21 protein-coding genes and 1 pseudogene are annotated in these 23,247 nt (G+C 74.6%); 5 read left to right on the top strand and 17 right to left on the bottom strand.

Translation table 11 applies throughout. The annotated features are described in order from the left end of the window. Positions 1–47: 47 nt before the first annotated feature. Positions 48–470 (top strand): acyl-CoA thioesterase, encoded by a 423-nt coding sequence (locus FHX71_RS06895; protein WP_182615012.1) that lies wholly within the window; start codon positions 48–50, stop codon positions 468–470. 400 nt (positions 471–870) lie between these two features. On the opposite strand, the gene FHX71_RS06890 is transcribed toward FHX71_RS06895, so the two are convergent. From FHX71_RS06890 to FHX71_RS06835, 12 genes and pseudogenes are all read right to left on the bottom strand, one after another. Continuing rightward, the gene (locus tag FHX71_RS06890; RefSeq protein WP_246402279.1) at positions 871–2,712 is read right to left on the bottom strand and encodes an AMP-binding protein; all 1,842 of its coding nucleotides are present in this window, start codon (positions 2,710–2,712) and stop codon (positions 871–873) included. Continuing rightward, positions 2,709–4,004, bottom strand: coding sequence for an acyl-CoA dehydrogenase family protein (locus FHX71_RS06885; protein WP_182615011.1), 1,296 nt, complete (start codon positions 4,002–4,004; stop codon positions 2,709–2,711). The genes FHX71_RS06890 and FHX71_RS06885 overlap by 4 nt, the downstream gene beginning before the upstream one ends. Continuing rightward, positions 4,004–5,128, bottom strand: coding sequence for a phosphotransferase family protein (locus FHX71_RS06880; RefSeq protein WP_182615010.1), 1,125 nt, complete (start codon positions 5,126–5,128; stop codon positions 4,004–4,006). Before FHX71_RS06880 ends, FHX71_RS06885 begins: the two co-directional genes overlap by 1 nt. Before the next feature lie 50 nt (positions 5,129–5,178). Continuing rightward, positions 5,179–6,456 carry an ABC transporter substrate-binding protein gene (locus FHX71_RS06875; protein ID WP_220489540.1) on the bottom strand — a complete coding sequence of 426 codons (1,278 nt, stop codon included), beginning with the start codon at positions 6,454–6,456 and terminating at the stop codon, positions 5,179–5,181. Positions 6,457–6,504: 48 nt separating this feature from the next. Continuing rightward, a complete protein-coding gene (locus FHX71_RS06870) occupies positions 6,505–7,551 on the bottom strand; it encodes a branched-chain amino acid ABC transporter permease (RefSeq protein WP_182615009.1) in 1,047 nt (348 codons plus the stop codon). After that, positions 7,548–8,426: a branched-chain amino acid ABC transporter permease gene (locus FHX71_RS06865; RefSeq protein ID WP_182615008.1), complete on the bottom strand. Its 879-nt coding sequence runs from the start codon at positions 8,424–8,426 to the stop codon at positions 7,548–7,550. The genes FHX71_RS06870 and FHX71_RS06865 overlap by 4 nt, the downstream gene beginning before the upstream one ends. Positions 8,427–8,686: 260 nt before the next feature. Beyond that, a pseudogene (locus tag FHX71_RS06860) lies at positions 8,687–9,193 on the bottom strand (ABC transporter ATP-binding protein); the annotation flags it as partial. Beyond that, entirely contained in the window at positions 9,190–10,101 is a 912-nt protein-coding gene (locus FHX71_RS06855) for an ABC transporter ATP-binding protein (protein ID WP_182615006.1), read from the bottom strand. The gene FHX71_RS06855 and the pseudogene FHX71_RS06860, both read right to left, overlap by 4 nt. A 101-nt stretch (positions 10,102–10,202) precedes the next feature. Beyond that, the gene (locus FHX71_RS06850) at positions 10,203–10,973 is read right to left on the bottom strand and encodes an SDR family NAD(P)-dependent oxidoreductase (RefSeq protein WP_182615005.1); all 771 of its coding nucleotides are present in this window, start codon (positions 10,971–10,973) and stop codon (positions 10,203–10,205) included. Next, positions 10,970–11,992 (bottom strand): NADPH:quinone oxidoreductase family protein, encoded by a 1,023-nt coding sequence (locus tag FHX71_RS06845; protein ID WP_312876947.1) that lies wholly within the window; start codon positions 11,990–11,992, stop codon positions 10,970–10,972. The genes FHX71_RS06850 and FHX71_RS06845 overlap by 4 nt, the downstream gene beginning before the upstream one ends. 3 nt (positions 11,993–11,995) lie before the next feature. Beyond that, positions 11,996–12,607, bottom strand: coding sequence for a TetR/AcrR family transcriptional regulator (locus tag FHX71_RS06840; protein ID WP_182615004.1), 612 nt, complete (start codon positions 12,605–12,607; stop codon positions 11,996–11,998). 38 nt (positions 12,608–12,645) lie between these two features. Further along, a complete protein-coding gene (locus FHX71_RS06835; RefSeq protein ID WP_182615003.1) occupies positions 12,646–13,479 on the bottom strand; it encodes an SDR family oxidoreductase in 834 nt (277 codons plus the stop codon). 147 nt (positions 13,480–13,626) lie between these two features. Here FHX71_RS06835 and FHX71_RS06830 point away from each other — a divergent pair, with 147 nt between their 5' ends. The 3 genes from FHX71_RS06830 to FHX71_RS06820 all read left to right on the top strand — a co-directional run bounded on the left by FHX71_RS06830 (position 13,627) and on the right by FHX71_RS06820 (position 15,451). Next, complete coding sequence (locus FHX71_RS06830) at positions 13,627–14,256, top strand: QsdR family transcriptional regulator (protein WP_182615002.1); 630 nt, start codon at positions 13,627–13,629, stop codon at positions 14,254–14,256. Positions 14,257–14,336: 80 nt separating this feature from the next. Then, positions 14,337–14,873, top strand: coding sequence for a YbhB/YbcL family Raf kinase inhibitor-like protein (locus FHX71_RS06825; RefSeq protein ID WP_182615001.1), 537 nt, complete (start codon positions 14,337–14,339; stop codon positions 14,871–14,873). After that, positions 14,870–15,451: a YbaK/EbsC family protein gene (locus FHX71_RS06820; RefSeq protein WP_182615000.1), complete on the top strand. Its 582-nt coding sequence runs from the start codon at positions 14,870–14,872 to the stop codon at positions 15,449–15,451. The genes FHX71_RS06825 and FHX71_RS06820 overlap by 4 nt, the downstream gene beginning before the upstream one ends. On the opposite strand, the gene FHX71_RS06815 is transcribed toward FHX71_RS06820, so the two are convergent. From FHX71_RS06815 to FHX71_RS06805, 3 genes are all read right to left on the bottom strand, one after another. Continuing rightward, positions 15,438–16,910: an extracellular solute-binding protein gene (locus FHX71_RS06815; RefSeq protein ID WP_182614999.1), complete on the bottom strand. Its 1,473-nt coding sequence runs from the start codon at positions 16,908–16,910 to the stop codon at positions 15,438–15,440. The two genes, FHX71_RS06820 and FHX71_RS06815, sit on opposite strands and share 14 nt — an antisense overlap. Position 16,911: 1 nt before the next feature. After that, the gene (locus FHX71_RS06810; RefSeq protein WP_182614998.1) at positions 16,912–18,903 is read right to left on the bottom strand and encodes a vWA domain-containing protein; all 1,992 of its coding nucleotides are present in this window, start codon (positions 18,901–18,903) and stop codon (positions 16,912–16,914) included. Between the two features lie 119 nt (positions 18,904–19,022). Then, positions 19,023–20,000: a siderophore-interacting protein gene (locus FHX71_RS06805; protein WP_312876946.1), complete on the bottom strand. Its 978-nt coding sequence runs from the start codon at positions 19,998–20,000 to the stop codon at positions 19,023–19,025. A 311-nt stretch (positions 20,001–20,311) separates the two neighbouring features. Here FHX71_RS06805 and FHX71_RS06800 point away from each other — a divergent pair, with 311 nt between their 5' ends. After that, complete coding sequence (locus FHX71_RS06800) at positions 20,312–21,127, top strand: MHYT domain-containing protein (protein WP_182614997.1); 816 nt, start codon at positions 20,312–20,314, stop codon at positions 21,125–21,127. A gap of 30 nt (positions 21,128–21,157) precedes the next feature. On the opposite strand, the gene FHX71_RS06795 is transcribed toward FHX71_RS06800, so the two are convergent. Both FHX71_RS06795 and FHX71_RS06790 read right to left on the bottom strand, forming a co-directional pair. Continuing rightward, a complete protein-coding gene (locus FHX71_RS06795; RefSeq protein WP_182614996.1) occupies positions 21,158–21,985 on the bottom strand; it encodes a TrmH family RNA methyltransferase in 828 nt (275 codons plus the stop codon). Between the two features lie 25 nt (positions 21,986–22,010). After that, a complete protein-coding gene (locus tag FHX71_RS06790; RefSeq protein WP_182614995.1) occupies positions 22,011–23,093 on the bottom strand; it encodes a DNA polymerase IV in 1,083 nt (360 codons plus the stop codon). Between the last annotated feature and the right edge of the window lie 154 nt (positions 23,094–23,247).

Raw genomic sequence — 23,247 nt, 5'->3', positions numbered from 1 at the left:
CTCGAATATGTTGCACAGACCCCCGGGGGTCCGGTTACGCTCCCTCGATGGGCTATCGCCACCCCTTCCCGCTGCGCTGGAACGACAACGACCAGTACGGCCACATGAACAACACCGTCTACTACGAGGCCATGGACACCGCGGTGAACACCTGGCTCATCCGGCACGGCGGCCTGGACCCCGCGGGCGACGTGATCGGGCTGGCCCGGGCCTCCTCGTGCGAGTTCCTCGCGCCGGCGTCGTTCCCGGAGGAGCTGGAGGTCGACGTCGCCGTCGGCCGCCTGGGCCGCACCTCGATCACGTGGGACCTGGCGATCCTGCGCGCGGGCGCCCCCGACCGGTCCGAGGCGTACGCGACGGGCGCCTTCACCCACGTCTTCGTGGACCAGGTCGGGCGGCGCCCGGTCCCGGTGCCGGAGGCGATCCGCGCGGCGGTCGAGCGGCACCTCCCGCTGCCGCCCACGGCGTAGGCGTAGCGACGCCGCGCTAGCGCCGCGGCCGTCCCGCAGCCACGCCGTCCGGGGGTGCGCTTCTGCCCCGTCATTACGCCCGAAAACACGCTGACTCCGGGCGCAATCGCTGGGTAGAAGCGCACCTCTGGGGGCCGCCGGTGGTGCGCTTCTACCCAGCCATTGGGCCCGAAAACGTGCTGAGTCCGGGCGTAATGACGGGGCAGAAGCGCACCATCGGCGCATTGCGTCAGGGCTCCGGCGTCGGCTCTTGCGTCGGAGCCGGCTCCCGCGCCGCCCGCGCCGCGACGTCGCCGCGCTGCCCGCTGCCTGTAGTGCGCTTCTACCCAGCGATTGGGCCCGGAAACGTGCTGATTCGGGGCCCAATGACTGGGTAGAAGCGCACCATCGGCGCATCGGGTCACGGCTCCCGCGTCGGGGTCGACGTCGGGGTCGGGGTCGGGGTCGGGATCGGCGTCGGCTCTTGTGTCGACGCCGGGGCCGACGTCGGCTCGTGCGGCGGCGTCGGCTCCCGGGTCGGCAGCGGCTCTTGTGTCGAGGTTGCCGCCGCGGCCGACGCCGGGGCCGTGTGGAGGGCCGTGAGCTCGCGCTTGAGGACCTTGCCGCTCGGGCCCAGCGGCAGGTCGGCCGAGACGTGCACGACGCGCGGGTACTTGTACGCCGCGACGTGCTCCCGCATGTACGCGACCACGGCGTCCGGGTCGATGTCGGCCCCGTAGGACGGCACGATCGCGGCGTGGACCTCCTGGCCGCGGGCGGCGTCAGGCACCCCGAACACAGCGGCCAGCGCGACGCCCGGGTAGCGGGCCAGCACCGCCTCGACCTCCGTGGGATACACGTTGTAGCCGTTGCGGATGATCATGTCCTTCTTGCGGTCCACGATCGTGACGATGCCGTCCGCGTCCACGGTCCCGAGGTCGCCGGTACGGAACCATCCGTCGACGACGGCGGCGGCCGACGCGTCGGGCCGCCCCAGGTACCCCTTCATCAGGTTGTGCCCGCGCACCACGATCTCGCCCAGCTCGCTCACCCCGCCCGACGCCGAGCCCGACTCCGAGCCCGACCCCGGCACCCCCAGCAGCTCGACCCGGTCCTCCACCTCGGCGACGGCCACCGCGACGTCGACACCCCAGATGGGCCGCCCCACGGTCCCCGGCCGGATCGGCTCCGACGTCACGTTGAAGGTGCACGACGGCGACGTCTCGGTCAGCCCGTACCCCTCGTGCACCTGCGCGCCGAACGCCTCCTCGAACGCCTCCAGCAGCGCCACCGGCAGGGCCGCGCCGCCCGAGACGGCGAACCGCAGCGGGGGCCGCGCCGTCGTCCGCCGGGCCGCCTCGACCATGCCCGCGAAGTTGGTCGGCACCGCCGTGAACACGGTCGCGCCGTGCGCCACCAGCAGCTCCAGGGCCTCGTCGGGATCGAACCTCGGCAGCAGCACGATCGACGCCCCGCGCCGGAACGCCATGTTCAGCACCGCCATCTGCCCGAACGAGTGGAAGAACGGCAGGCCGCCGTACACGACGTCGTCGGGCCGGAGGTCGAAGGAGTCGATCAGGGAGCAGTGCACCTGCTCGACCATCGCCAGGTGCGACCCGACGGCGCCCTTCGGGGTGCCCGTGGTGCCGCTCGTGTAGAGAATCGTGGCCGCCGCCAGCGGGTTCACGCCGGCGTGCCGGGCGATCGGCGTGGCGGCGTCGGCCTCGTCCTCCAGCCGCGCCACGGGGGTGCCCCGCTCGGCGAGCTGCCGGGCCGTGGCCGCCGGCACCAGCACGGACACCAGCGGCACCCCGGCGCGGGCGGCGGCCGGCGCGGCGTCGGCCAGCAGGGGGGCGGCGACCACGACGACGTCGGCCGCGGCGTCGCGCAGCACGAACTCGATCTCGTCCGTGCGGAACAGCAGGTGCACCGGGACCACGACGGCGCCCAGCGCGAGCGTCGCGTAGTAGACGCGCGGGAAGTCGGGCACGTTCGGCACGATCATCGCCACGCGCGAGCCCGGCCCGATCCCCCGGGCCGCGAGCGCCCCCGCGTAGGCCCGGGTGCGGTCCCAGAGGTCGCCGTAGGTGGTGGCCTGGCCCATGAAGTGCAGCGCGGTGCGGTCAGGGAAGCGGCGGGCCGTCTCGGCGAGCATGCTCGCGATGGACAGCGTGCCGTAGCCGGGCCCGTCGACGGCGGGGTCGGGCGGGGTAGCGGTCGGGCCGGCGGGGGCGGACGGCGCGGCGTCGGGTGCGTGGGTCATGTCGGGTCTCCTTCGACGGTCGACAGTTCGGGGGCGACGCGCGCCAGGTAGGGCGCGCGCCGGCGGAGCTCGGCGCGGCCGAGGGAAGCCAGGTGCACCTCGTCGGGCCCGTCGGCCAGGCGCAGCGTGCGCACGCCGGCGAGCAGCTCGGCCAGGGGGTGGTCGCCGGAGACCCCGGCGGCGCCGAACACCTGGACGGCGCGGTCCAGGATCTGCCCGACGGCGCGGGGTACCGCGATCTTGATGGCCTGGATCTCGGTCATGGCGGCTTTGTTGCCGACGGTGTCCATGAGCCAGGCGGTCTTGAGCACGAGCAGGCGCAGCGACTCGATCTCGATGCGCGACGTGGCGACCCACTCGCGCACGACGCCCTGGTCGGCCAGCGGGGCGCCGAACGCGACCCGGTCGGCCGCGCGCTCGCGCACCAGGTCCAGGGCGCGCTCCGCGGTGCCGAGCGCGCGCATGCAGTGGTGGATGCGGCCGGGCCCGAGCCGCGCCTGGGCCATGGCGAACCCCTCGCCTTCGCCGCCGAGCAGCGCGGAGGCGGGCACGCGGACGTCGTCGAACACGATCTCGGCGTGGCCGCCGTGGTCGCGGTCGTCGTAGCCCAGCACGGTCAGCCCGCGCACGACGGTGACGCCGGGAGTGTCGCGCGGCACGAGCACCATGGACTGCTGCCGGTGCCGGGCCGCCCCCGGGTCGGTCTTGCCCATCACGACCAGCAGCCCGCAGTCCGGGTTCATCGCGCCCGTGGCGAACCACTTGCGGCCCGTGACCACGTACTCGTCGCCGTCGCGCACGATGCGGGTCGCGATGTTCGTGGCGTCCGACGACGCGACGGCGGGCTCGGTCATGCAGAACGCCGACCGCTGTTCGCCCTCCAGCAGCGGGTCGAGCCAGCGCTCGCGCTGCTGCGGCGTGGCGAAGTGGGCCAGCAGCTCCATGTTGCCGGTGTCGGGCGCGGCGCAGTTCATCGCGACCGGCGCCAGCTTTGGGCTGTACCCGGTCAGCTCGGCCACGGGCGCGTACTGCAGGTTGGTCAGGCCGCCGCCGCGTTCCGCGGCAAGTCCGCCCGGTCCGTCCGGGCCGCCCGGCGGCAGGAACAGGTTCCACAGCCCCCGCCCCCGCGCGGCGGCCTGGAGGTCGCGCACGACGGGCCGGAAGGACCAGTCCCCGGGCGTGGCCGCCACCTGCGCGGCGAGCACGGGCTCGGCGGGCAGCACCTCGTCCGCCAGGAAGTCCCGGACCCGGTCGGTGATGTCCCGCGTGGTCGTATCGGGTGCGAAGTCCATCAGGCTCCTCCTGTCGTGGTGCCCGACGCCGGAGTGGCGCCGCCCGGCGCAGCGCCGCCGAGCCGCGCCAGCCCCTCGCGGGCCAGCGGCTCGACGAGCGCGCCGATCGTGTCGAACCCGGCGCCGACGGTCTGGCCGCCGGTGTACCGGTAGTGGATGCCCTCGAGGATGACGGCGAGCTTGTAGCAGGCGAACGCCCGGTACCAGGCGAGGTCCGGCACGGCGATGCCGGCGCGGGCGGCGTAGGCGTCGGCCACCTCGGCGAAGTCCGGGTAGCCCGCGCCGGGCACGATCGCCCCTGCGACGCCGACGACGCCGGCTTCCCGCGTCAGGTCGTGGATGTCCCAGTACATGCCGAGCATGCCGAGGTCCACGAGCGGGTCGCCGAGCGTGGCCATCTCCCAGTCCAGCACCGCCGCGACGTGCGGTGCCTCCGGCAGCCCGGCGACCAGCACGTTGTCGAGCCGGTAGTCGCCGTGCACGATGCCGGTGCGGGCGCCGTCGTCGGGCACCGCGTCCCCGAGCCGCTCCTGGAGGGTGTCCAGGAGCGGCTGGGGCCGCGACCGGGAGGCGTCGTACTGCCGCCGCCAGGTCTTCAGCTGCCGCGCGAGGTACCCGGCGGGCCGGCCGAAGTCGGCCAGCCCGACGGCGGCGGGGTCGGTGGCGTGCAGGTTGGCGAGCACCTCGGCCAGCTCCACCGACAGGGCGCGCAGGCCCGCGGGGGTCCAGGCCGCGTTGTGCTCGGGCCGGGACAGGACGGCGCCGTCGACGTGCTCCATGACGAAGAACACCGTGCCCGTGACCTCCCCGGCCTCGGTGTCGTCCACGACCGCCACCGTGCCCGGCACCGGGACGGTCCCCGCGAGCGCCGTGATGACGCGGTGCTCGCGCCGCATGTCGTGCGCGGTGGTGAGCACGTGTCCCAGCGGCGGACGCCGCAGCACCAGCGGGCGGGCGGCGCCGTCCACCCGGTAGGTGAGGTTGCTGCGCCCGCCGGGGATGAGGGTCGCCGTCAGCCCCGGGGCCGACGCCGGGTCCGGTCCCGGAGCCGTGAGCTCCGGGTGCTCCCGTTCCAGCCAGGCGGCCAGGCCGGCGACGTCGAGGCCGGGTGGTTCGTGCGTCATGGTTCCCCTCCTGCGGGTGGTTCTGGTGCGGTGGTCCTGGTGGGACCCGGTCAGTCCGTGACCGGGATGCCCTCGTTCTCGAGCGGCACCTGCGCGGGCTCGACGGCGACGGCACCGGCCTCGGACACCGTGTAGGCGTCGTCGGTGAAGTCCTGCACGCCGTCCGTGACCACGGCGACCCGGACGGTGCGGTGCGCGAAATGATCCTCCGCCGAGTAGGTCAGCGGCGCGACGCCGTTGCCCACCAGGTCGCCGGACTCGACCGCCGCCAGGATCGACTCCCGGGTGGGGTCGGGCCCGGCGGCGGCCAGCGCCTCGGCGAACTGGTAGCCCACGCTCATGCCGTAGGTGGTGTTGCCGGTGTAGGGCGCGCCGTCGTTGTACTCGTCGTTGATGGTCGAGAACAGCTCGTACCACTCGGACGACGGGCTGTTGGGCAGGTAGTTCACGGAGACGAGGCCCTCCAGCACGGGCGCGACGTCGGCGCCGAGGTACTCGACGAGGGTCGGGTGGTCGGCGCCCGAGGAGGACACGTGCCACCGCGGGAACCAGTCCATCTGCGCGGCGGTGCCCACGGCCAGGGCGGTGAACCCGTTGATGGTGCCGAGCACGTTGTGCGTGCAGCCGGCCTCCTTCATGGCGCCGATCTGCGCGGTCACGTCCTGGTCGGCGGTGGAGTAGGTCTGGCTGCTCGCCACCTTCCCTGCGCCGACGGCGAGCTCGACGCCCGCGAGGATGCCCTCGCCGAAGTCGTCGTCCTGGCCCAGCACGCAGACGACGGCGTCCGGCTCGGTGTCCAGCGCGTACTGCGCCAGGGCCGCGCCCTCGGTCACGTAGTCGGCGTTGAAGCCGAACGTGCCCGGGTACTCGTCGGGCTGGTCCCACGTCAGGGAGCCGGAGGCCACGAACAGGTCGGGCACGCCGTTCTGGTCCAGGTAGTCGAGCACGCTGGAGTGCGTGGGCGTGCCCAGACCGTTGACGACGGCGAAGACCTCGTCCTCCTGGACCAGCTCGCGCACCACCGTCTGGGTGGTGGCGGGGTTGTAGCCGTCGTCCTTGACGACGTACTCGATCGAGCGGCCGTGGATGCCGCCGTTCGCGTTGACGTACTCGAAGTACGCGGCGGTGGCCGCCGAGATGGACGCGAAGCCGGCCGCGGCCGGGCCCGTCAGCGGCTGGTGCGTGCCGATGACCACCGTGTCGTCGGTGACGCCGGGCACCTCCGCGGCGGCGGGGGTCGAGCAGGCCGACAGCGCCGTCGCGGCGGTCAGCCCGAGGACGGCGGCCGTGCCCACGGAGCGGGGGCGGGACAGGAGTGCAGTGCGCATTTCCGTTCACCTCACTGTGTTGGGAAGGAGCTACGTGCTGGGAAGGAGCTACGTGCTGGGAACTTGCTCTGGAGCGTGCTTGCGGCCGGGGAAGAGGTCGGCGAGCCCGCCCGGCCGGAGCACGGTCACGACGATCACGACGACGCCGAACAGGGCGATCTCGAGGTTGCCCGCCAGCCGGTGGCCGAGGTCGGCGGGCAGCGCCGTCGTGGCCTGGTCGACGACCCACGGCAGCAGCGTCACGAGCACCGCGCCGAGCGCGGCGCCGCCGAGCGAGCCGAGCCCGCCGACCACGGCGGCGACCACGAGCAGGAGGGAGAACCCGAGGCCGTACGCGCCGGGGCTGACCTGCTGCGTGACGATCGCGAGGACGACGCCGCCCAGGCCCGCGGCCAGGGAGCTGAGCACGAACGCCCCGGCCTTGACCCGCCCGGGGTCGACGCCGGCCAGGCGCGCGGCGGTCTCGTCGTCGTGCACCGCGCGCATGCGCAGGCCCGCGCGCCCGGCGCGCAGGGCGACCAGCGGCGTGACGGCGCAGGCCGCGACGATGATCGCGAGCCACGCGTGCCACTGCTCGGTGGCGATGAGCGCGGCGAGCGCGTCGGGCACGGGGACGAACGGGGCGCGTACGCCCTGCTCGCCCGCGAGCCCGGGCACGGTGCTCGCGACCGAGGGCAGCGCGATGACCAGGGCGAGCGTCAGGCCCGCGAGGTAGGGGCCACGCAGCCGGGCCGCGGCCAGCCCGAGGAGCAGGCCGAGCAGCCCGGCGGTGGCGAGCGCGCCGGCCACCCCGGCGAGCAGGGGCAGGAGCCAGCCGCCGGCGCCGTCGGCCACCGGGGTGCCCTCGATCGCGGACTCGACCCGGGTCGCGGTCAGGGCGTACCCGTACCCGCCCGCGGCCATGAGCACGGCGTGCCCCAGGGAGAGCTGGCCCGTGAGCCCGACCAGCAGGGTGAGCCCCGCGACGGCGACGAAGACCCCGGTCGCGGTCGCGAGCTGGTAGTTGCGGTACGGGTCGAGCAGGAAGGTGGCGCCCAGGGCCAGCAGCGTGAGCAGGCCGGCGCGCAGCAGGAGTCTCGCTCCGTGAGTCCTCATGCGGTCCGGGCCTCCCTGGCGGCGAAGAGGCCGTGGGGCCGCACGAGCAGCACGACCGTGAGCAGCGCGAGCACCGCCAGGGGTGCGGCGGCGGCCGAGGCGTACCCGGTCACGAGGCTCGCCAGCACGCCGACCGTCAGCCCGGCGGCCAGCGCCCCGGCGGGCGAGTCGAGCCCGCCGATGACGGCGGCGGCGAACGCGTTCACGAACAGCACGTCGGCGGCGTGGGGGTCCAGGCCGAGCCCGGTGGGCACGAGCAGCAGGGCCGCGAGCGCCGCGGTGGCGACCGACAGGGTCCAGCCGAGGGTGACCATGCGCGGCACGCGGACGCCCAGGAGCCGCGACGTCTCGGGGGCGAAGGCGGCGGCGCGCAGCCGCAGGCCCAGCGAGGTCCGGTTGAACAGGAGGGCGAGGCCGCCCATGACGACGGCGGCGACCACGAGCACGAACAGGTCGTAGGGGCTGAGCAGGTTCACGCCGCCGACCGCGAGGGGCCGCTGCGAGAACGGGGCGTGCACGGGCCGGTGGTCGGGTCCGAACGCGATGGCGAGCCCGGCCTGGATCACCATGACCAGGCCGATCGCCACGATGATCCCGGCCAGCGGGTTGTCCCGGGGCACCCGGCGGATCAGCCACCGTTCGACGACGGCGCCGAGCAGCGCCCCGGCGGCGAGCGCGGCGGCCAGCCCCAGCCAGTACGAGCCGGTGGCGGACGTGACCGCGAACGCCACGTACACGGGCGCGACCGCCATCGCGGCCTGCGCGAAGTTCACGGTCCGGGTGGCGCGGTAGACGATGACGAGCGACAGCGCGAACAGGGCGAGGACGGCGCCGCGCGCCAGCCCCGTCGACAGCAGGAACACGAGTCTTTCCATCGGCTGGTCTCCTCTCTCCGGTCTCAGCGGCTCTGGTCTCAGAAGCCCAGGTAGGCGTGGCGGAGGGCGGGGTCGGCGGCGAGCGCGGCGGCGGGCCGGTCGGCGACGACCTCCCCCAGGGACAGGACGACGCCGCGGTCGGCGACCGACAGCGCGCCGGTGACGTTCTGCTCGGCCAGGAGCACGGTGAGGCCGGTGGCCTCGGCCTGGTCGCGCAGCACGCCGAGGAGCTGGGCGACGACCAGGGGCGCCAGCCCGAGGGAGGGTTCGTCGAGCAGCAGCACGGAGGGCCGGGCCACGAGCGCCCGGGCGAGGGCGAGCATCTGCCGCTCGCCGCCGGACAGGGTGTGGCCCGCGGCGTCACGGCGCCGGGCCAGGGGCTCGAACAGCTCGTACATCTGCCCGACGGCGGCGTCCCGCCCGGGGCGGCCGCCCCGTCCCGCGTACCTCCACAGCGCGCCGAGCCGCAGGTTCTCGGCGACGGTCAGCTCCGCCACGACGCCGCGCCCCTCGGGCACGAGCGCGAGCCCGCGGCGGACGCGGTCCTCGGTGGGCAGGCCGGTCAGGTCGGCGCCGTCGAGCAGCACGCGCCCGCTCCGGACGGGGGTCAGGCCGGTCAGGGCACGCAGCAGCGTGGTCTTGCCGGCCCCGTTGGCGCCGAGCAGGGCGACGACGCCGCCGTCGGGCACCTCCAGGTCCAGGCCGTCGAGCACGGGGGCGCCGTCGCCGTAGCCGACGGTGAGCCGCTCGACCGTGAGGGTGCTCATGCGGTCTCCCCGGAGGTGCCCTTGGTCTCGACAGGCTCGACCCGCGGGCTACCGGTCTCGACAGGCTCGACCCGCGGGCTGTCGCTGGTCGAGCTTGTCGAGACCCCCGCGCTACCGGTCTCGACAGGCTCGACCAACGGTGGCGCCGGCACCCCGAGGTAGGCCTCCTCGACGGCCGGGTCGCGGCGCACCTGCTCCGGGGTGCCGCTCGCGATGACGTGCCCGAAGTCGAGCACCACCACGCGGTCGGCCACGTCCGTCACGAAGTCGACGTGATGCTCGACCAGCAGCACGGAGCAGCCGTCGCCGGCCACGTCGCGCACGGTCCCGGCGAGCCGGTCGATGTCGGCGGCGCCGAGCCCGCCGGCGGGCTCGTCCAGGAGCAGCAGCCGGGGCCGCGTCACCAGGGCGCGGGCGAGCGCCACGCGCTTGCGGTCCGGGTAGGGCAGCGTCCCGGCGGGGACCGCCGCGAGGTCGGCGAGCCCGAGCCCGTCCAGCGTCTCGCGGGCCGCGCCGACGTCGTCCGGGTCGCGACGGCCTGCGACCCTCCGGGCGCGTCCGCCCGTGCTGGTCAGCGGCACGAGCACGTTCTCCAGCACGGTGAGGCGGTCGAACAGCCCCAGGCCCTGCAGCGTCCGGGACACCCCGGCCCCCAGCAGTCCGGTCGGGGCCGACGGCGCGGGCGCCCCGTCCACCCGGACCCGGCCCCGCCGGGCGCGCACCAGGCCGCACACGGCGTTGAAGACCGTGGTCTTGCCGGCGCCGTTGGGGCCGATCAGCGCGACGGTCTCGCCGTCGGCCACGGTGAAGGACACGTCGTCCAGGGCGGTGAGGCCGCCAAACGTCACGGTCAGCCCCGAGACCTCCAGCCGGGGCGGGCTGTCTGCTGCCTTGCTCGTCGTCGTCATCGGCACCTCGTCGTGTCGTCGTCGGATCGGAGGGAAGAGCGAGAAACCGACCGGCCGGTTTGTCACGGGGATACCGCACCCGCGGCCAGCCGGCGGCCGTCCTACCGGTGCGGTATCCCGCTGGTCATGCCGCCGTCGACCACGATCTCCTGGCCGGTGATCCACGCCGACGCCTCGCTCGCGAGGAACAGGATGGTCCCGGCCAGGTCGTCGGGGACGCCCGGGCGGCCGAGCGGGATGACGAGCGCGTCGGGGTCGATCCGGGCGCTCATCTCGGTCAGGACCAGGCCGGGGTGCACGGAGTTGACCCGGATGCCGTCCTTGCCGAGCTCGACGGCGAGCGACTTGGTCAGGCCCCGCACGGCGAACTTGGAGGCGGTGTAGCCGTGCAGGCTCCAGCTCCCGCGCAGCCCCTCGACCGAGGAGATGTTGATGATCGAGCCGCGCCCGGCGGCCTTCATCGTGGGCACCACGGCGCGGCAGCCCAGGAACACGCCCGTGGCGTTGACCGCCATCACGGCGTTCCACTTGGCGAGCGTGAAGTGCTCGATGGGGGCGGCGTTCGCGATGCCCGCGTTGTTGACCAGCACGTCCACGCCGCCGAGCTCGTCGACCACCTGGCCCACGACCCGTTCCCACGCGTCCTCGTCGGTCACGTCGAGGTGCGCGAACCGGGCCCGCTCCCCCAGGTCGGCGGCCAGCGCGCGGCCCTCGTCGTCCAGGACGTCGGTGATCACCACGTGCGCCCCGGCGTCGTGCAGGATGCGCACGTACGCCGCGCCGATCCCACGCGCCGCGCCCGTCACGACGGCGACCCGGCCGGTCAGGTCGTGCAGCCCGGCGGCGGTCGGGCCCGCGCCCGGGGCGGTCATGCCGCCACCTCGTCGCCGACCACGGCGTCGTCGGCCACCCGGACCACGAGCCGCCCCGTCGTCGCGCCGCCCGCGAGCCGCGCCACCGCCGCGGGCGCCTCGCCGAACCCGACCACGCCGCCGAGTGCGGGCCGCAGCACGCCGTCGGCCGCGAGCCGGGTCAGCTCGGCGTGCGCGGCGTCCACCAGGTCGGGGCGCCGCTGCTGGTAGAGCGCCCAGTGCAGGCCGAGCACGCCGTAGTTCTTCACCAGCGCGAGGTCGGCCCGGACCTTCGGCATCCGCCCGCTCGCGAAGCCGACCACGACGATCCGCCCCTCGAACGCCAGGCAGCGCGTGGAGCCCTCGAAGGAGTCGCCGCCCACCGGGTCGAACACGACGTCCACGCCCGGTCGGCGCAGCGCGCCGACCCAGTCGTCGTCGCGCAGGAACACCTCGTCGGCGCCCGCGGCGCGGGCCGCCGCCACCTTCTCCGGGCTGCCCACCACCCCGACCACGCGCGCGCCGGCCGCCCTGCCGAGCTGGCACGCCGCCGTGCCCACCCCGCCCGCGGCGGCGTGCACCAGCAGCGTCTCGCCGGCCCGCAGCCCGGCCCGCCGGTGCAGCCCGAACCACGCCGTCTGGTACGCGATCGTCAGCGCCGCGGCCTGCGCGTCGTCCAGGGCCGACGGCGCCGCGTGCACCGCCTGGGCCGGGACCGTCGCGTACTGCGCCAGCACCCCGATCTTCGAGCCGACGACGCGGTCGCCCACGCGCACCCGCTCCCCCTCGGTCACGCCGGGCCCCAGCGCCACGACGTCGCCGCACAGCTCGATGCCCGGCACGAACGGCAGGTCGGGCCGCTCCTGGTACTCGCCGCGGGCGAGCAGCACGTCGGGAAAGTTCACGGCCACGGCCCGGACCCGCACCAGCACCTCGCCCGGTCCGGGCTCGGGCACCGGCACGTCGTGCAGCTCCAGCACCTGCTCGGGCTCCCCGTGGGAAACCACGCGCCACGCCTTCATCGCCGTGGGTGGGTTCACGTGTCAGTCCTTCCTGCTGCTGTGTCCGGTGCTTCTGATGCCGCGCAGGAACAGCTCGGTGAGCTGCTCCGCGAGCTGCGCGGTGGTCTCGGGCCCCGCGGGCGAGTACCACTGGGGCAGGTAGTGCACGTCGGAGAAGAAGTGCGCGATGAGCACCGCGGTGGGCACGTCGTCGCGGAACACCCCCTCCTTGATCCCGCGCTCCAGGAGCGCCTGGAAGTCGTCGTGGTACGCCCGACGGCGGCGCTTGACCTCCGCCTGCCGCTCCGGCGCCAGCATGTGCTGGCTGCGGGTGAACACGGTGCCCTCCGCCAGCAGCTCGATCGACGTGGTCACCACGTCCTCGCACACGGCCCGCAGCACCTGCTCGACGTCGTCCCCGCGCTCGTCCCCCGCCGCCACGAGCTGGTCGAGGCGGGCCTTCTGCAGCGAGAGCATCCGCTCGTAGATCGCGAACAGCAGGTCGTCCTTGGACGCGAAGTAGTGGTACATCGCCCCCTTGGTGACCCCGGCGGCGGCGACGATCTGCTGGACGCTCGTGGTCGCGTAGCCCTGCGAGGCGAACAGGTCGAGGGCGGCCCGCAGGACCTGGTCGTGGACGTTCGTGGTGCGCATGGGCACATCCTTCACCGCGAGCGCCGCCGCCGGGCGGCTCACCACGCCGCCCGCACGCTGGCCCCGCCGTCGACCAGGAGGGTCTGCCCGGTGACCCAGGCGGCGTCGTCGGACAGGAGGAAGGCGGCGGGCCCGGCCACGTCGTCCGGCACCCCGAGGCGCCGCAGCGGGTAGGCGCGCGCGGCCTCCTCCTCGCGCCCCTCGTACAGGGCTCGCGCCAGCCTCGTCTTGACGACGGCGGGCGCGAGCGCGTTGACGCGCGTGGCCGGGGCGAGCTCGTCGGAGAGCTGGACGGTCAGGTTGATCAGGGCCGCCTTCGAGACGCCGTAGAACCCGATGTTCGACGCCGACGTCGTGCCCGCCAGGGACGCCATGTTCACGACGGAGCGGAGCGCGGCCGGCCCTGCCACTGACCCTGTGGCGGCCGCCGCCCCTGCGGCCGCGGCCACCGTGTCCCGGGTCCACTCCAGCGCGGCGATCACGTTCACCTCCAGGATCTTGCGGGCCGCGCCCGTGTCGAGCTGCGCGAGCGGACCGTAGGCGGGGTTGATCCCGGCGTTGTTCACCAGGTGGTCCAGGCGCCCGAACCGCTCAGCCGTCCGGGCGAGCACGTCGGCGCGGTGCCCGGCGTCGTCCGCCTTGCCCGCCACGCCCAGGGCGCGGTCCGCGCCCAGGACGGCGACCGCCTCCGCGAGCGTCCCGGGGTCGCGGCCGGTGATCACCACCCGGCCGCTCTCGGCCACGATCCGGCGGGCGACCGCGAGGCCGATCCCCCGGCTCGCGCCGGTGACGAGCGCGACGCGGCCCGCGAACCTGCGCCCGGGGTCGCCCGTCCCGCTCTCGTACCCCTCGGCGACGTCGTCGTCAGCCACGCGTACCTCCGTACCGTCTGGTCGGTTTGCATGGGGACCGTAGCACGCCCCGTCCCCGGCGGATAGGGTGCTGAGAGGAACAGATGTCCTTTATGCATCAATCTGCATTCTGTTGCACCGGACCCCGGCGGACGGTTGGATGACCTGATGACGACCACGACGTCGAGCATCGCGACGGTCGGGCTCGACGCGGCGCCGAGCCGCCTCTCCGCCCGGCTGTCCACGCACCCCGAGGCGCAGCGCGTGCTCGACCTGGCGCGGGACACGTTCATCGAGGGCTACCGCATCGACATGGGCCCGCTCGCCACGCAGCTCGGCGTGGACCGCACCTCGGTGTTCCGCTGGGTCGGCAACCGGGACGCGCTGCTCTCCGAGGTGCTGTGGTCGCTCGCCGTGCCCACGCTCGTGCAGGCCGAGCACGCCGCCGAGCACCTCACGGGCGCCGAACGGCTCGCGACGCTGCTGACCACGTTCGCGCGCGACCTGATCGAGGCCGACTACTTCCGCGCGTTCCTGCGCCGGGAGCCCGCCCGCTCGCTGCGGCTGCTGACCACCGCGGACAGCCCGATCCAGCGCCGGTTCGTCGCCACCGTCGAGTGGCTCGTGGTCCGCGACCTGGGGACCGAGCCCTTCGGCGGCACCATCACGCCCGAGGAGCTGGCGTACCTGCTGGTGCGGGTCTCGGAGTCGCTCACCTACGCCGACCTCATCACCGGCGACGAGCCCAGCCCGACGCGGGCCGCGACGGCGTTCCGCCACCTGCTCCGGGTCACCTGACCCCGGCGGCCGCCGACCCCGGAGCGGCGACGGCGGGGTGGTTGCTGGCACCTGACCCGCCGGACCGGCAGAGTGGGGCCATGGATTTCACTCGTCCCTACCCGCCGGACCCGTACACGCTGCTGCCCGCGCCCATGGTCTTCTCGGTCAAGAGCACCGACCTGACCGACGGCGAGCGCATGCCCGACGCGCACGCCGCGCACGACCGCAACGTCTCGCCCGCCCTGGAGTGGAGCGGCTTCCCGGAGGGCACGCGGTCGTTCGTCGTGACCTGCTACGACCCGGACGCGCCGACGCCGATGGGCTACCAGCACTGGACCGTCGCCGACCTGCCGGCGGACGTCACGTCGCTGGAGACCGGCGCGGGCGCCCCCGACGGCTCGGGCCTGCCCGCCGGCGCGTTCCAGACCCGCAGCGACGGCCACACCCCGGGCTTCGAGGGCGCGGGCCCGCCGCCCGGCGACCACCCGCACCGCTACATCTTCGCCGTGCACGCCCTGGACGTGGCGCCGGGCGAGCTGGGCCTCGGCCCCGACAGCACCAACGCGCAGGTGGCGTTCAACGTGTACTTCCACCTGCTGGGCCGCGCCACGCTGACCGCGACGTACAGCCGATGAGCGACGACACCACCCTGCCGGTCCTGGGCGACCTCGCCTGGGCCCCGGCGCTGAAGCACCCGGAGCTGCTCGCCGAGCCCGTGCTCGCGGCGCTGACCGCCTGGGCCGCGGCGGACCCGCGGGTCGCGGAGCAGGTCGCCGTCACCGAGATCGACCCCGACCACGCCGACACGGCCACGCTCAACGAGCTGCACGACCTACCGCCGGAGGCCTCCGCCAACTGCGTGCTGGTGGCGGGCAAGCGGGCCGAGGAGGAGCGCATCGCGGCGTGCGTCGTGCCGGCGAGCACGTTCGCCGACGTCAACAAGCGGGTGCGCAAGCTGCTCGACGTCCGCAAGGCGTCGTTCCTGCCGACCGAGCGCGCGGTGGCCGACTCCGGCATGGAGTACGGCGGCATCACGCCGGTCGGCCTGCCGGGGCACTACCGGGTACTCGTCGACGCGCGGTTCACGCAGGACGGCACGATGGCGCTCATGGGGTCGGGCGTGCGTCGCTCCAAGCTGCTCATGCCGGGTCCGCTGCTGTGCGCGATGCCGGGCGTCGAGGTGGTCGAGGACCTGGGCGTCAGCCGCGGGTGACCCGGCCGTCCATCGCGGCCTCCATCCGCTCGGCGAGCTCGGCGGCGTCGAACGGGGTGGCGCCGTCGGGCGAGAGCGCGGCGCGGACGTAGCGGCGCAGCTCCTCGCTGACCTCCACGTAGTGCTGGAGCCGGGGGCGCGGGGAGGCGCCGTCGAGCGCCTGGCGCAGGGCGTCGTTGGCCTTGCGCAGCGGGTCGTCGGTGCCCTCGGCGCCCTTCCCGGTCGCGTAGTCGACCAGGGACGCCGCGAGCCCGCCGGTCTCGGCCTCGCGCGCCCAGGGCGCCGCCGGGTCCCGGTACGGCACCTCCCGGCTCGCGGCGAAGCCGCCCCGCTCGAAGATCACCTGGTGGCTGCGCTCGTCGGTGAGGAACTCCACGAGCCGGCGGGCCGCCACCGGGTGCCGGGACGCCGCCGCCACGGCGAGGCTCTGCCCGCCGAGCACGCCGCCGCCGGGCACGGGCATGAACCCGACCCGGAACGGCGCGGCATCCTCGCCCCGCAGCACGCGCAGCGCCCGCGGCCAGTGCCGCAGGAAGACGGCGTGGCCCGCGGCGAACGCGGCGAGCGAGCCCTGCTCGTCGAACGCGAGCGACGCCGTGCCCGCCGCCCCGCCCGAGCCCCCGGAACCGCGCAGCCGCGCGGCCAGGCTCTCGACCGTGGCCCCGATGCGCTCGACGTCGTCGAAGACGGGACGCGCGGCGGCGTCCACCGACACGGCGCCGGTGCCGAGCAGGATCTCCCAGAGGTTGACGGTGAACCCCTCGTAGTCGGCGAGCTGCTGCGCGATCGCCGTGTCCACGACCGGCCGCCCCGGCCCGTGGCCGTCGCCGCCCACCGCGGCCAGGACCTCGTGGGCGAACCGGTCCAGGCCCGCCCAGCCGTCGTCGACGGGGATCGGGTCGGTGGCGGGCACGTCGCCGCCGTAGAACTCGGTGATCAGGTCCAGGTTGCAGTACAGCAGCCCGACGTCGGAGTTGAACGGCAGCGCGTACGTCGCCCCGTCCCACGTGCCGGCGGCCCAGGGCGCGCGCAGGAAGCCGTCGTCGGACGCGCCGTCGAGCGCCCGGAGGTAGCCGCTCTGCGCGAACTGCGGCACCCACGGGATGTCCAGGTTGTAGACGTCGTAGCCGGGGTCGCCGGCCTGGGCGGCGGACAGCAGGGTGCTGTAGGCGCGGTCGGCGTTGCTGGAGACCTCGACGATGCGGGCGGGGTGCGCCTCGTGCACCCGGTTCCAGAGGTCCACGAGCGCGCGGCGCTGGCCGCCGTCGGTCTCGTCGCGGCCGCTGAGGATGGTGAGCTGCTCGCCCGCGCCGAAGGTCTCCAGGTCGGCGGGACCGCCGAACAGTCCCTCCAGACCGAGCGGCAGCCCGGCCCCCGCGACGAGCCCCGCCGCGCCGCCCACGAAGAAGCCCCGCCGCGTGATCCCGTGCGAGCCGTTGCCCGCCGTGCCACCGGTCATGTCACCGTCCTCCGAGCTGTCCGAAGAGGCTGCCCAGGGTGCTCTCCAGCTCGCCGAAGGAGCTGTCCCAGCACTCGCCGTCCCATTCGGCCGCGATGCGCTGCAGGTCGCTCACCTGGCAGGACGCCTCACCCACCGCGACCACGTAGACCCGCACGCCCGCCGCGTCCTCCGCGCGGGCGGACCGGACCAGGTCGTCGGCCGTGAGCTCCGCGCCCGGCCCGGCCCCGGGGTGGTTCTCGCCGTCGGTCAGGACGACGACCGCGGTCAGGTGACGGCGGGAGGCTCCGTCGGGGTCGAGCCCGGCGAGGTAGGACGTGCCGGCGTCGATCGCGTCGTAGAGCGGCGTCGCGCCGTCCGGCCGCACGTCGGCGAGGCCGTCCGGGGCCTCGGTCCGGGCCGCCCCGCTCTCCGTCAGGTCGAGGACGGGCCGCGGGCTCGTCCCGGCGCCCCCGGAGAACGACCAGATCGCCACCTGGTCGGACCCGCCGAGGTGCCCGAGCGCACCGAGGACCCCGCGCTCGGCGACGTCGATCCGCGTCCGGTCGCCGTCCGCGGGCCGGGCCATCGACGCCGACGCGTCGACCAGCGCCAGGACGCGCGCCGGACGCCGGGCCGTGCGGTACTGCTCCTCGGCCGAGCGCACGCGCGTGTACGCCACCCGGCGGCTGTCCGGCTCGACCACGGGCGCGTCCCCCAGGCCGGGCAGCGGGCCGTCCGCGCCCGCCGGCGGCTGCCCGTCCAGGCCCCGCACGCGCGCCTGCCGTTCCAGGACGGCCTGCCCCTCGGGCGTCACGAGCCACTCGACGAAGGCCTGCGCCCCGCGCGACCGGCGCTCGGCAGGCTCGCCGGCCGTCCAGCCCACGCGCACCGCCGTGTAGTCCAGGCCGAGGGTCGAGCCCGGGTAGAACGGCACCAGCGCGGTGCGTCCTTCGCCGCTGCCCGACGCCGGGCACGCCGCACCGCCCTCGGCCGCCGCGCGCTCCGTGGTCAGCACCGCGACCCGTGGCGGCTCCGGCTCCGAGAGCTCGTCCAGGCGGCACAGGAGCGCGCCGTCGGTGCCGGGCGGCAGGCCGACCTGTTCGAGCGCGCGCCCGAGGTCCAGCTCGAGCGACTCCGCGCCCGGCCCGGCGTCGGCGTACAGCGGCACGGTGTGCAGCGCGGCCGCGAACGACGTGTCCGGGTTGGCCCGCACGACGTCGAGGTCCGCCGCCCCGGCCGCGTCGACCAGCTCGCGGACCGTGTCGTCCGGGCCCGTCGTCGCCCGCAGCCTCTCGGCGTGCGCCTCCGGGACGGCCAGGACCAGGGGCGTACCCGCGACGACCTCGCGGTCGGCGAAGGAGAAGGGCTGGCCGAGGCCCTCCTCGGCCACGAGGTCGGCCTGGCTCCTGGACTCCGCGATCCACACGTCCGGCCGCGGGCCCAGGTCCAGCGAGGCCTCGCCGCTCCGGTCCGGCCCCTCGGCCCAGCCGGAGGCGAACGCGGCGCGCAGCACGGGCCAGCCCAGGGCGAACGTGGTGACGTGGTACCGCGGGCAGGAGAACGCGGTGACCGACTCCCGCTCGAAGGCGTCGGCCGCGGCCGCGAAGCCCGCGGCGCCGTCCTCGGGCACCATGACGGCCACCTCGGTGGGGTCCTCGCAGGACCGCGCGCGCTGCAGGCCCACCGCGCCCGCCGTCGTCGCGGCGAGCGCCACGACCGTCACCGCGATGACGAGGACCGGGTGCCGGCGTGACCACCGCCAGGCCGCGTCAAGCCAGCCCTTGTAGGTCCGCACGCGCACGAGCGCGGCCAGGCCCAGCAGGAAGAGGACCACCGAGACCGCGAGCAGGATGATCTGCGTGCCGCGGTCCACGACTCCCATCGCGGCGGTGCAGATGCCGGCCACGGTGCCGAACACCGTGAACAGCGTGGTGCGGTGGTCCCCCCACCACGGCCGCGGGCCGCCGTCGCCCCGTCGTCCGGTACCGCCTGGCTGCCCCGTCGCACCCATCCGTCCTCCCGAACGTCAGGGTCCCTTATTTACCACATTGACCAGGTATTTACCCGGATCAGAGCGGTAAGGGACCCCGACGGCGAGGAGGCCTCAGGGGCGCGACGAGGCGCCGCGGATCAGTTCTCGGCGCGGCCCTTGCGCCAGTAGCCCATGAACGCCACGGACTTGCGGTCCACCTGGCACTCGTTGACGAGGTAGCGGCGCAGCGTCTTGATGACGCCGGCCTCGCCCGCGAGCCACGCGTACAGCACGGTGTCCTGCGCCAGGGGGCGGCCCGCCTCGTCGACCGGCACCTCCCAGAGGATGCCCGTGTCGATGTCGACGTCGTCCACCTCGGCCGACAGGTCCACGCCGGCGGCGGTCAGCGCGGGCGCGGTGTCCGACGACGGCCGCACACCCATCGCGAGCAGGCGGTCGGCCGCGGCCTGGACCGCCGGGACCAGCACGTCGCCGTGCTCGCGCCCGTCGCGGGCCAGCCAGTGCACGCGCACGCCCTCGGGCGCGCCGAGCTGCCAGCCGTCCTCGGGGTGGGGCACCTCGAGGAAGACCTCGCCCACGGCGTCCTCGGGCAGGGACTCGCAGATGGCGGCGATGGCGGGCACCGCGGTCTCGTCGCCGGCCAGCAGCAGCGCGTGGCTGGAGGTCGGCGGGGCGAACTCCACGCCGCCGTGCACGCCGTCGTACTCGGCGTTGGGGCCCATGATGACCAGCGGGTCGCCGGCGGCCGCGTTCAGCGCCCAGCGCGACGCCGGGCCGGTGTCCCCGTGCATGACGACGTCGACGTCGACCTCGCGCAGGTTCTGGCGCACCGTGCGGACTGTGTAGGTGCGCATCGGGTTGCGGTGCTCGTCGGGGAGCATGCGCCACGCGGCGTACCAGTCGGGGTCGTCGCGGCGCAGCGCGTCCCAGCCGCCCTGGGGCGACGGGAGCAGCAGCTTGATGCGCTGGTCGCGGCCGTTGTCCGCGAACTTGTCGAGGTCGGGACCCGTGAACGTGAAGCGGACGAAGGACGGGCACAGGCGCGTCACGCGCGCGACCTGGACATCGAACATTCGCGAGGGCTTGACGGCGAGCCCCTCGGTCTTGATGGTCACGACGGTGAGCCTAACCTAACTTTGCCGGGCCTGTTCCCCTCCCGCCGAACCCTGGGACGGGGCCTGCGTCACACCCGTCGGATCGGTTCGGCAGCGGCCCCGGAACCCCCTCGGGGCACCCCCTTTTTCACCCCGAACGACCACCGCCCTGCGAAAAAGATCACCCGTTCCCCGCTTGAATTAGCCCTGACGAAAGAGTGCATGTCATGACATAGACCCGCTAACTTGGCGATGATCCGAACCGCTTCGACACCCCCCGGTCAGCACTGGATCGCATCCCCGGACACCCTGCTCTCGCTGGAGAACGCATCATGATCGACCATTTCGCGCTCGGGTGGGTCACACCCATCCTCTCGTTCCTGCTCTCCTGCGCCGGCTGCGCCGTCGGCCTGACCTGCACCGCCCGCGCCCGCGTCACCCACGGCACCGCGAGCCTCGCCTGGCTCGGCCTCGGCGCCGTCGCCATCGGCGGCACCGGCATCTGGGTCATGCACTTCGTCGCCATGCTCGGGTTCTACGTGCGCGGCACCGAGACCCGCTTCGACGTGCCCCTGACGATCGCGAGCGGCCTGCTCGCCGTCGTGGTCGTGGGCCTCGGCCTGTTCATCGTCCGCGCCGCCGGCGTCGGCCCGGTCGCGCTGGCCGCGGGCGGCCTGGTCACCGGACTGGGCGTCGCCGCCATGCACTACATCGGCATGCAGGCGCTGCACGTGGGCGTCGAGCTCACGTACCACACCCCCACCGTCATCGCGTCGGTGGTCATCGCGATCGTCGCCGCGACCGCGGCCCTCTGGCTCTCCGCGAAGGTGCACACCATCGCCGCGGGTGCCGGCGCCACGGTCATCATGGGCCTCGCCGTCTCCGGCATGCACTACACGGGCATGGCGGCGCTGAGCGCGGAGGAGACCACCGCGATCGTGCAGAACACCGCCGGCATCGGCGTGGCCACGCTCCTGGGCCCGCTCATCATCGGCGTCACGATCAGCACCATCATGATGCTCCTGGTGGTCGGGCTGGCGCCCAGTCCCGAGGAGATGGAGGCCCAGGAGAAGTTCCGGGGCTGGCAGGGCCGGCAGGACGAGATCCAGCGCGAGACCGCAGCGGGCCGCCGCTCCCCGCTGCGCTAGGCGCGCACCGGACCGCCGCCGGACCCGCCGTCAGACCCGGGTGGCCCAGAAGGCCACCGCCGACGCCGCGGCGACGTTCAGCGAGTCCACGTCGCCCGCCATCGGGATGCGCACCACCAGGTCGGCGGCCTCGACAGCACCCCTGCTGAGGCCGTCGCCCTCGGTGCCGAGCACGAGCGCCAGCTTCTCCGGCGGGCTCGCGACCAGCTCGTCGAGCGTGATCGAGTCGTCGGTCAGCGCCAGCGCGGCGACCGTGAAGCCGTCCTCGCGCAGGTCGTGCAGGCCGGAGGGCCACTCCTCGACCCGGGTCCACGGCACCTGGAACACGGTGCCCATCGAGACCCGCACCGAGCGCCGGTAGAGCGGGTCCGAGCAGCGCGGCGAGACGAGCACCGCGTCCACGCCGAGGGCGGCGGCGCTGCGGAACGCGGCACCGACGTTGGTGTGGTCGACGACGTCCTCCAGCACCGCCACGCGGCGGGCGCCCGCACCGCCGCGCGCGCCCGCGAGCAGCTCGTGCACGCCCGGCAGCGGCGGCCGGTGCATCGCGGCCAGCGCGCCCCGGTGCAGGTGGAAGCCCGTGATCTCCTTCAGCAGCGGCTCCTCGGCCACGTAGACCGGGGCGCCGGTCCGCGCGATCACCTCGCTCATCGAGTCGAGCCACCGCGGCGCCATGAGGAACGAGCGCGGGCGGTGCCCCGCCGCGAGCGCCCGCCGGATCACCGTGGAGCTCTCGGCGATGTACAGACCCTTGGCGGGCTCGTGCTTGGAGCGCAGGACGACGTCCGTGAGGCTGTTGTAGTCGGCCAGTCGCTCGTCGGCGGGGTCGTCGATGCGGACGACGTCGAGGGTGGTCACCGATCCATTCTCCCTGACGGTGCGGTCAGATCCGCCCTCGGACGGGGGTGCGCTCCGTCGGGTCGCCGTCGTCGGGCATGACCATCTCGGCGCGGACGCCGAGCAGGCGCACCTCGCGGCCGGGCTCGATGCCCTCGGCGAGGGCGAGGACGGCGGCGGTCAGGTCCCCGAGCGACCGTGTCGGGGCCGGGAGCTTGCGTGAGCGGTCCTGGGTGAGGAAGGGCGCGTAGCGCACCTTGAGGCCCACCCGGAAGACCGGCCGGTCCTCCGCCTCGGTGTCGGCATGCACCTGCGTGACCAGGTCCCGCAGCGCCGCCTCCACCTGGTCGGGCGTGGTGAGGTTGCGTTGGTAGGTGGTCTCGCGGCTGTGCCCGCGCGCCACCCAGGGCGTGTCGTCGACGACGGCGGAGCCGCGACCGTTGCCCAGGTCGCCGTACCAGGCGCCCATGCGTGGGCCGAACTCGGCGACCAGCACGTCGGCGTCGGCCGCGGCCAGCTCCGCGACGGTGCGGATGCCGTGGGCCGCGAGGCGCTTGGACACCTTGGGCCCGACGCCCCACAGGTCGATGGTGGGCCGCGGGCCCATCACGTCGGGCCAGGTGGCCTCGGTGAGGCGGAAGACGCCGGCGGGCTTGCCGAACCCGGTGGCGATCTTCGCGCGGATCTTGTTGTCGCCGATGCCGACCGAGCAGTGCAGGCCGGTGGCGTCGAGCACGGCCTGCTGCGCCCGGCGGGCGACCGCCTCGGGGTCGTCGGCGTCGCAGCCGAGGAACGCCTCGTCCCAGCCGAGCACCTCGACCACCGTGCCGAGCCCGCGCAGGGTGTCCATGACATGCTCGGAGGCCCGGAGGGAGGCCTCGTGGTCGACGGGCAGGAAGATCGCGTCGGGCACCTTGCGGGCCGCGACCCGCAGTGGCATGCCTGACCCGACGCCGTGCTCCCGCGCCTCGTAGGACGCGGTCGAGACCACCGCCCGTTCCGTGGGGTCACCCCGCCCGCCGACGACGATCTGTTTCCCGGCGAGCTCGGGGCGGCGCAGGACCTCGACCGCGACCAGGAACTGGTCGAGGTCGACGTGCAACACCCAGCGGAAGGCGCGCGGGCCCATGGGCACGAGTCTCCCGGAGGGGGCTCCGGCTGTCATGTGACTGGCGTGCTGCTGGGGTGCTGATGGCGTGCGGGTGCGCCGTTCCTGGAACGCTCGTTGCCGCGTGGCACCCGGCTGGCACACCGTTATCGTCCCGTTATCTCTCAGAGCGAAA

The organism is Promicromonospora sukumoe (assembly GCF_014137995.1).
Taxonomy (GTDB): domain Bacteria; phylum Actinomycetota; class Actinomycetes; order Actinomycetales; family Cellulomonadaceae; genus Promicromonospora; species Promicromonospora sukumoe.
The sequence above is the reverse complement of the archived record's forward strand: the minus strand, read 5'-3'. Positions and strand labels throughout refer to the sequence as shown.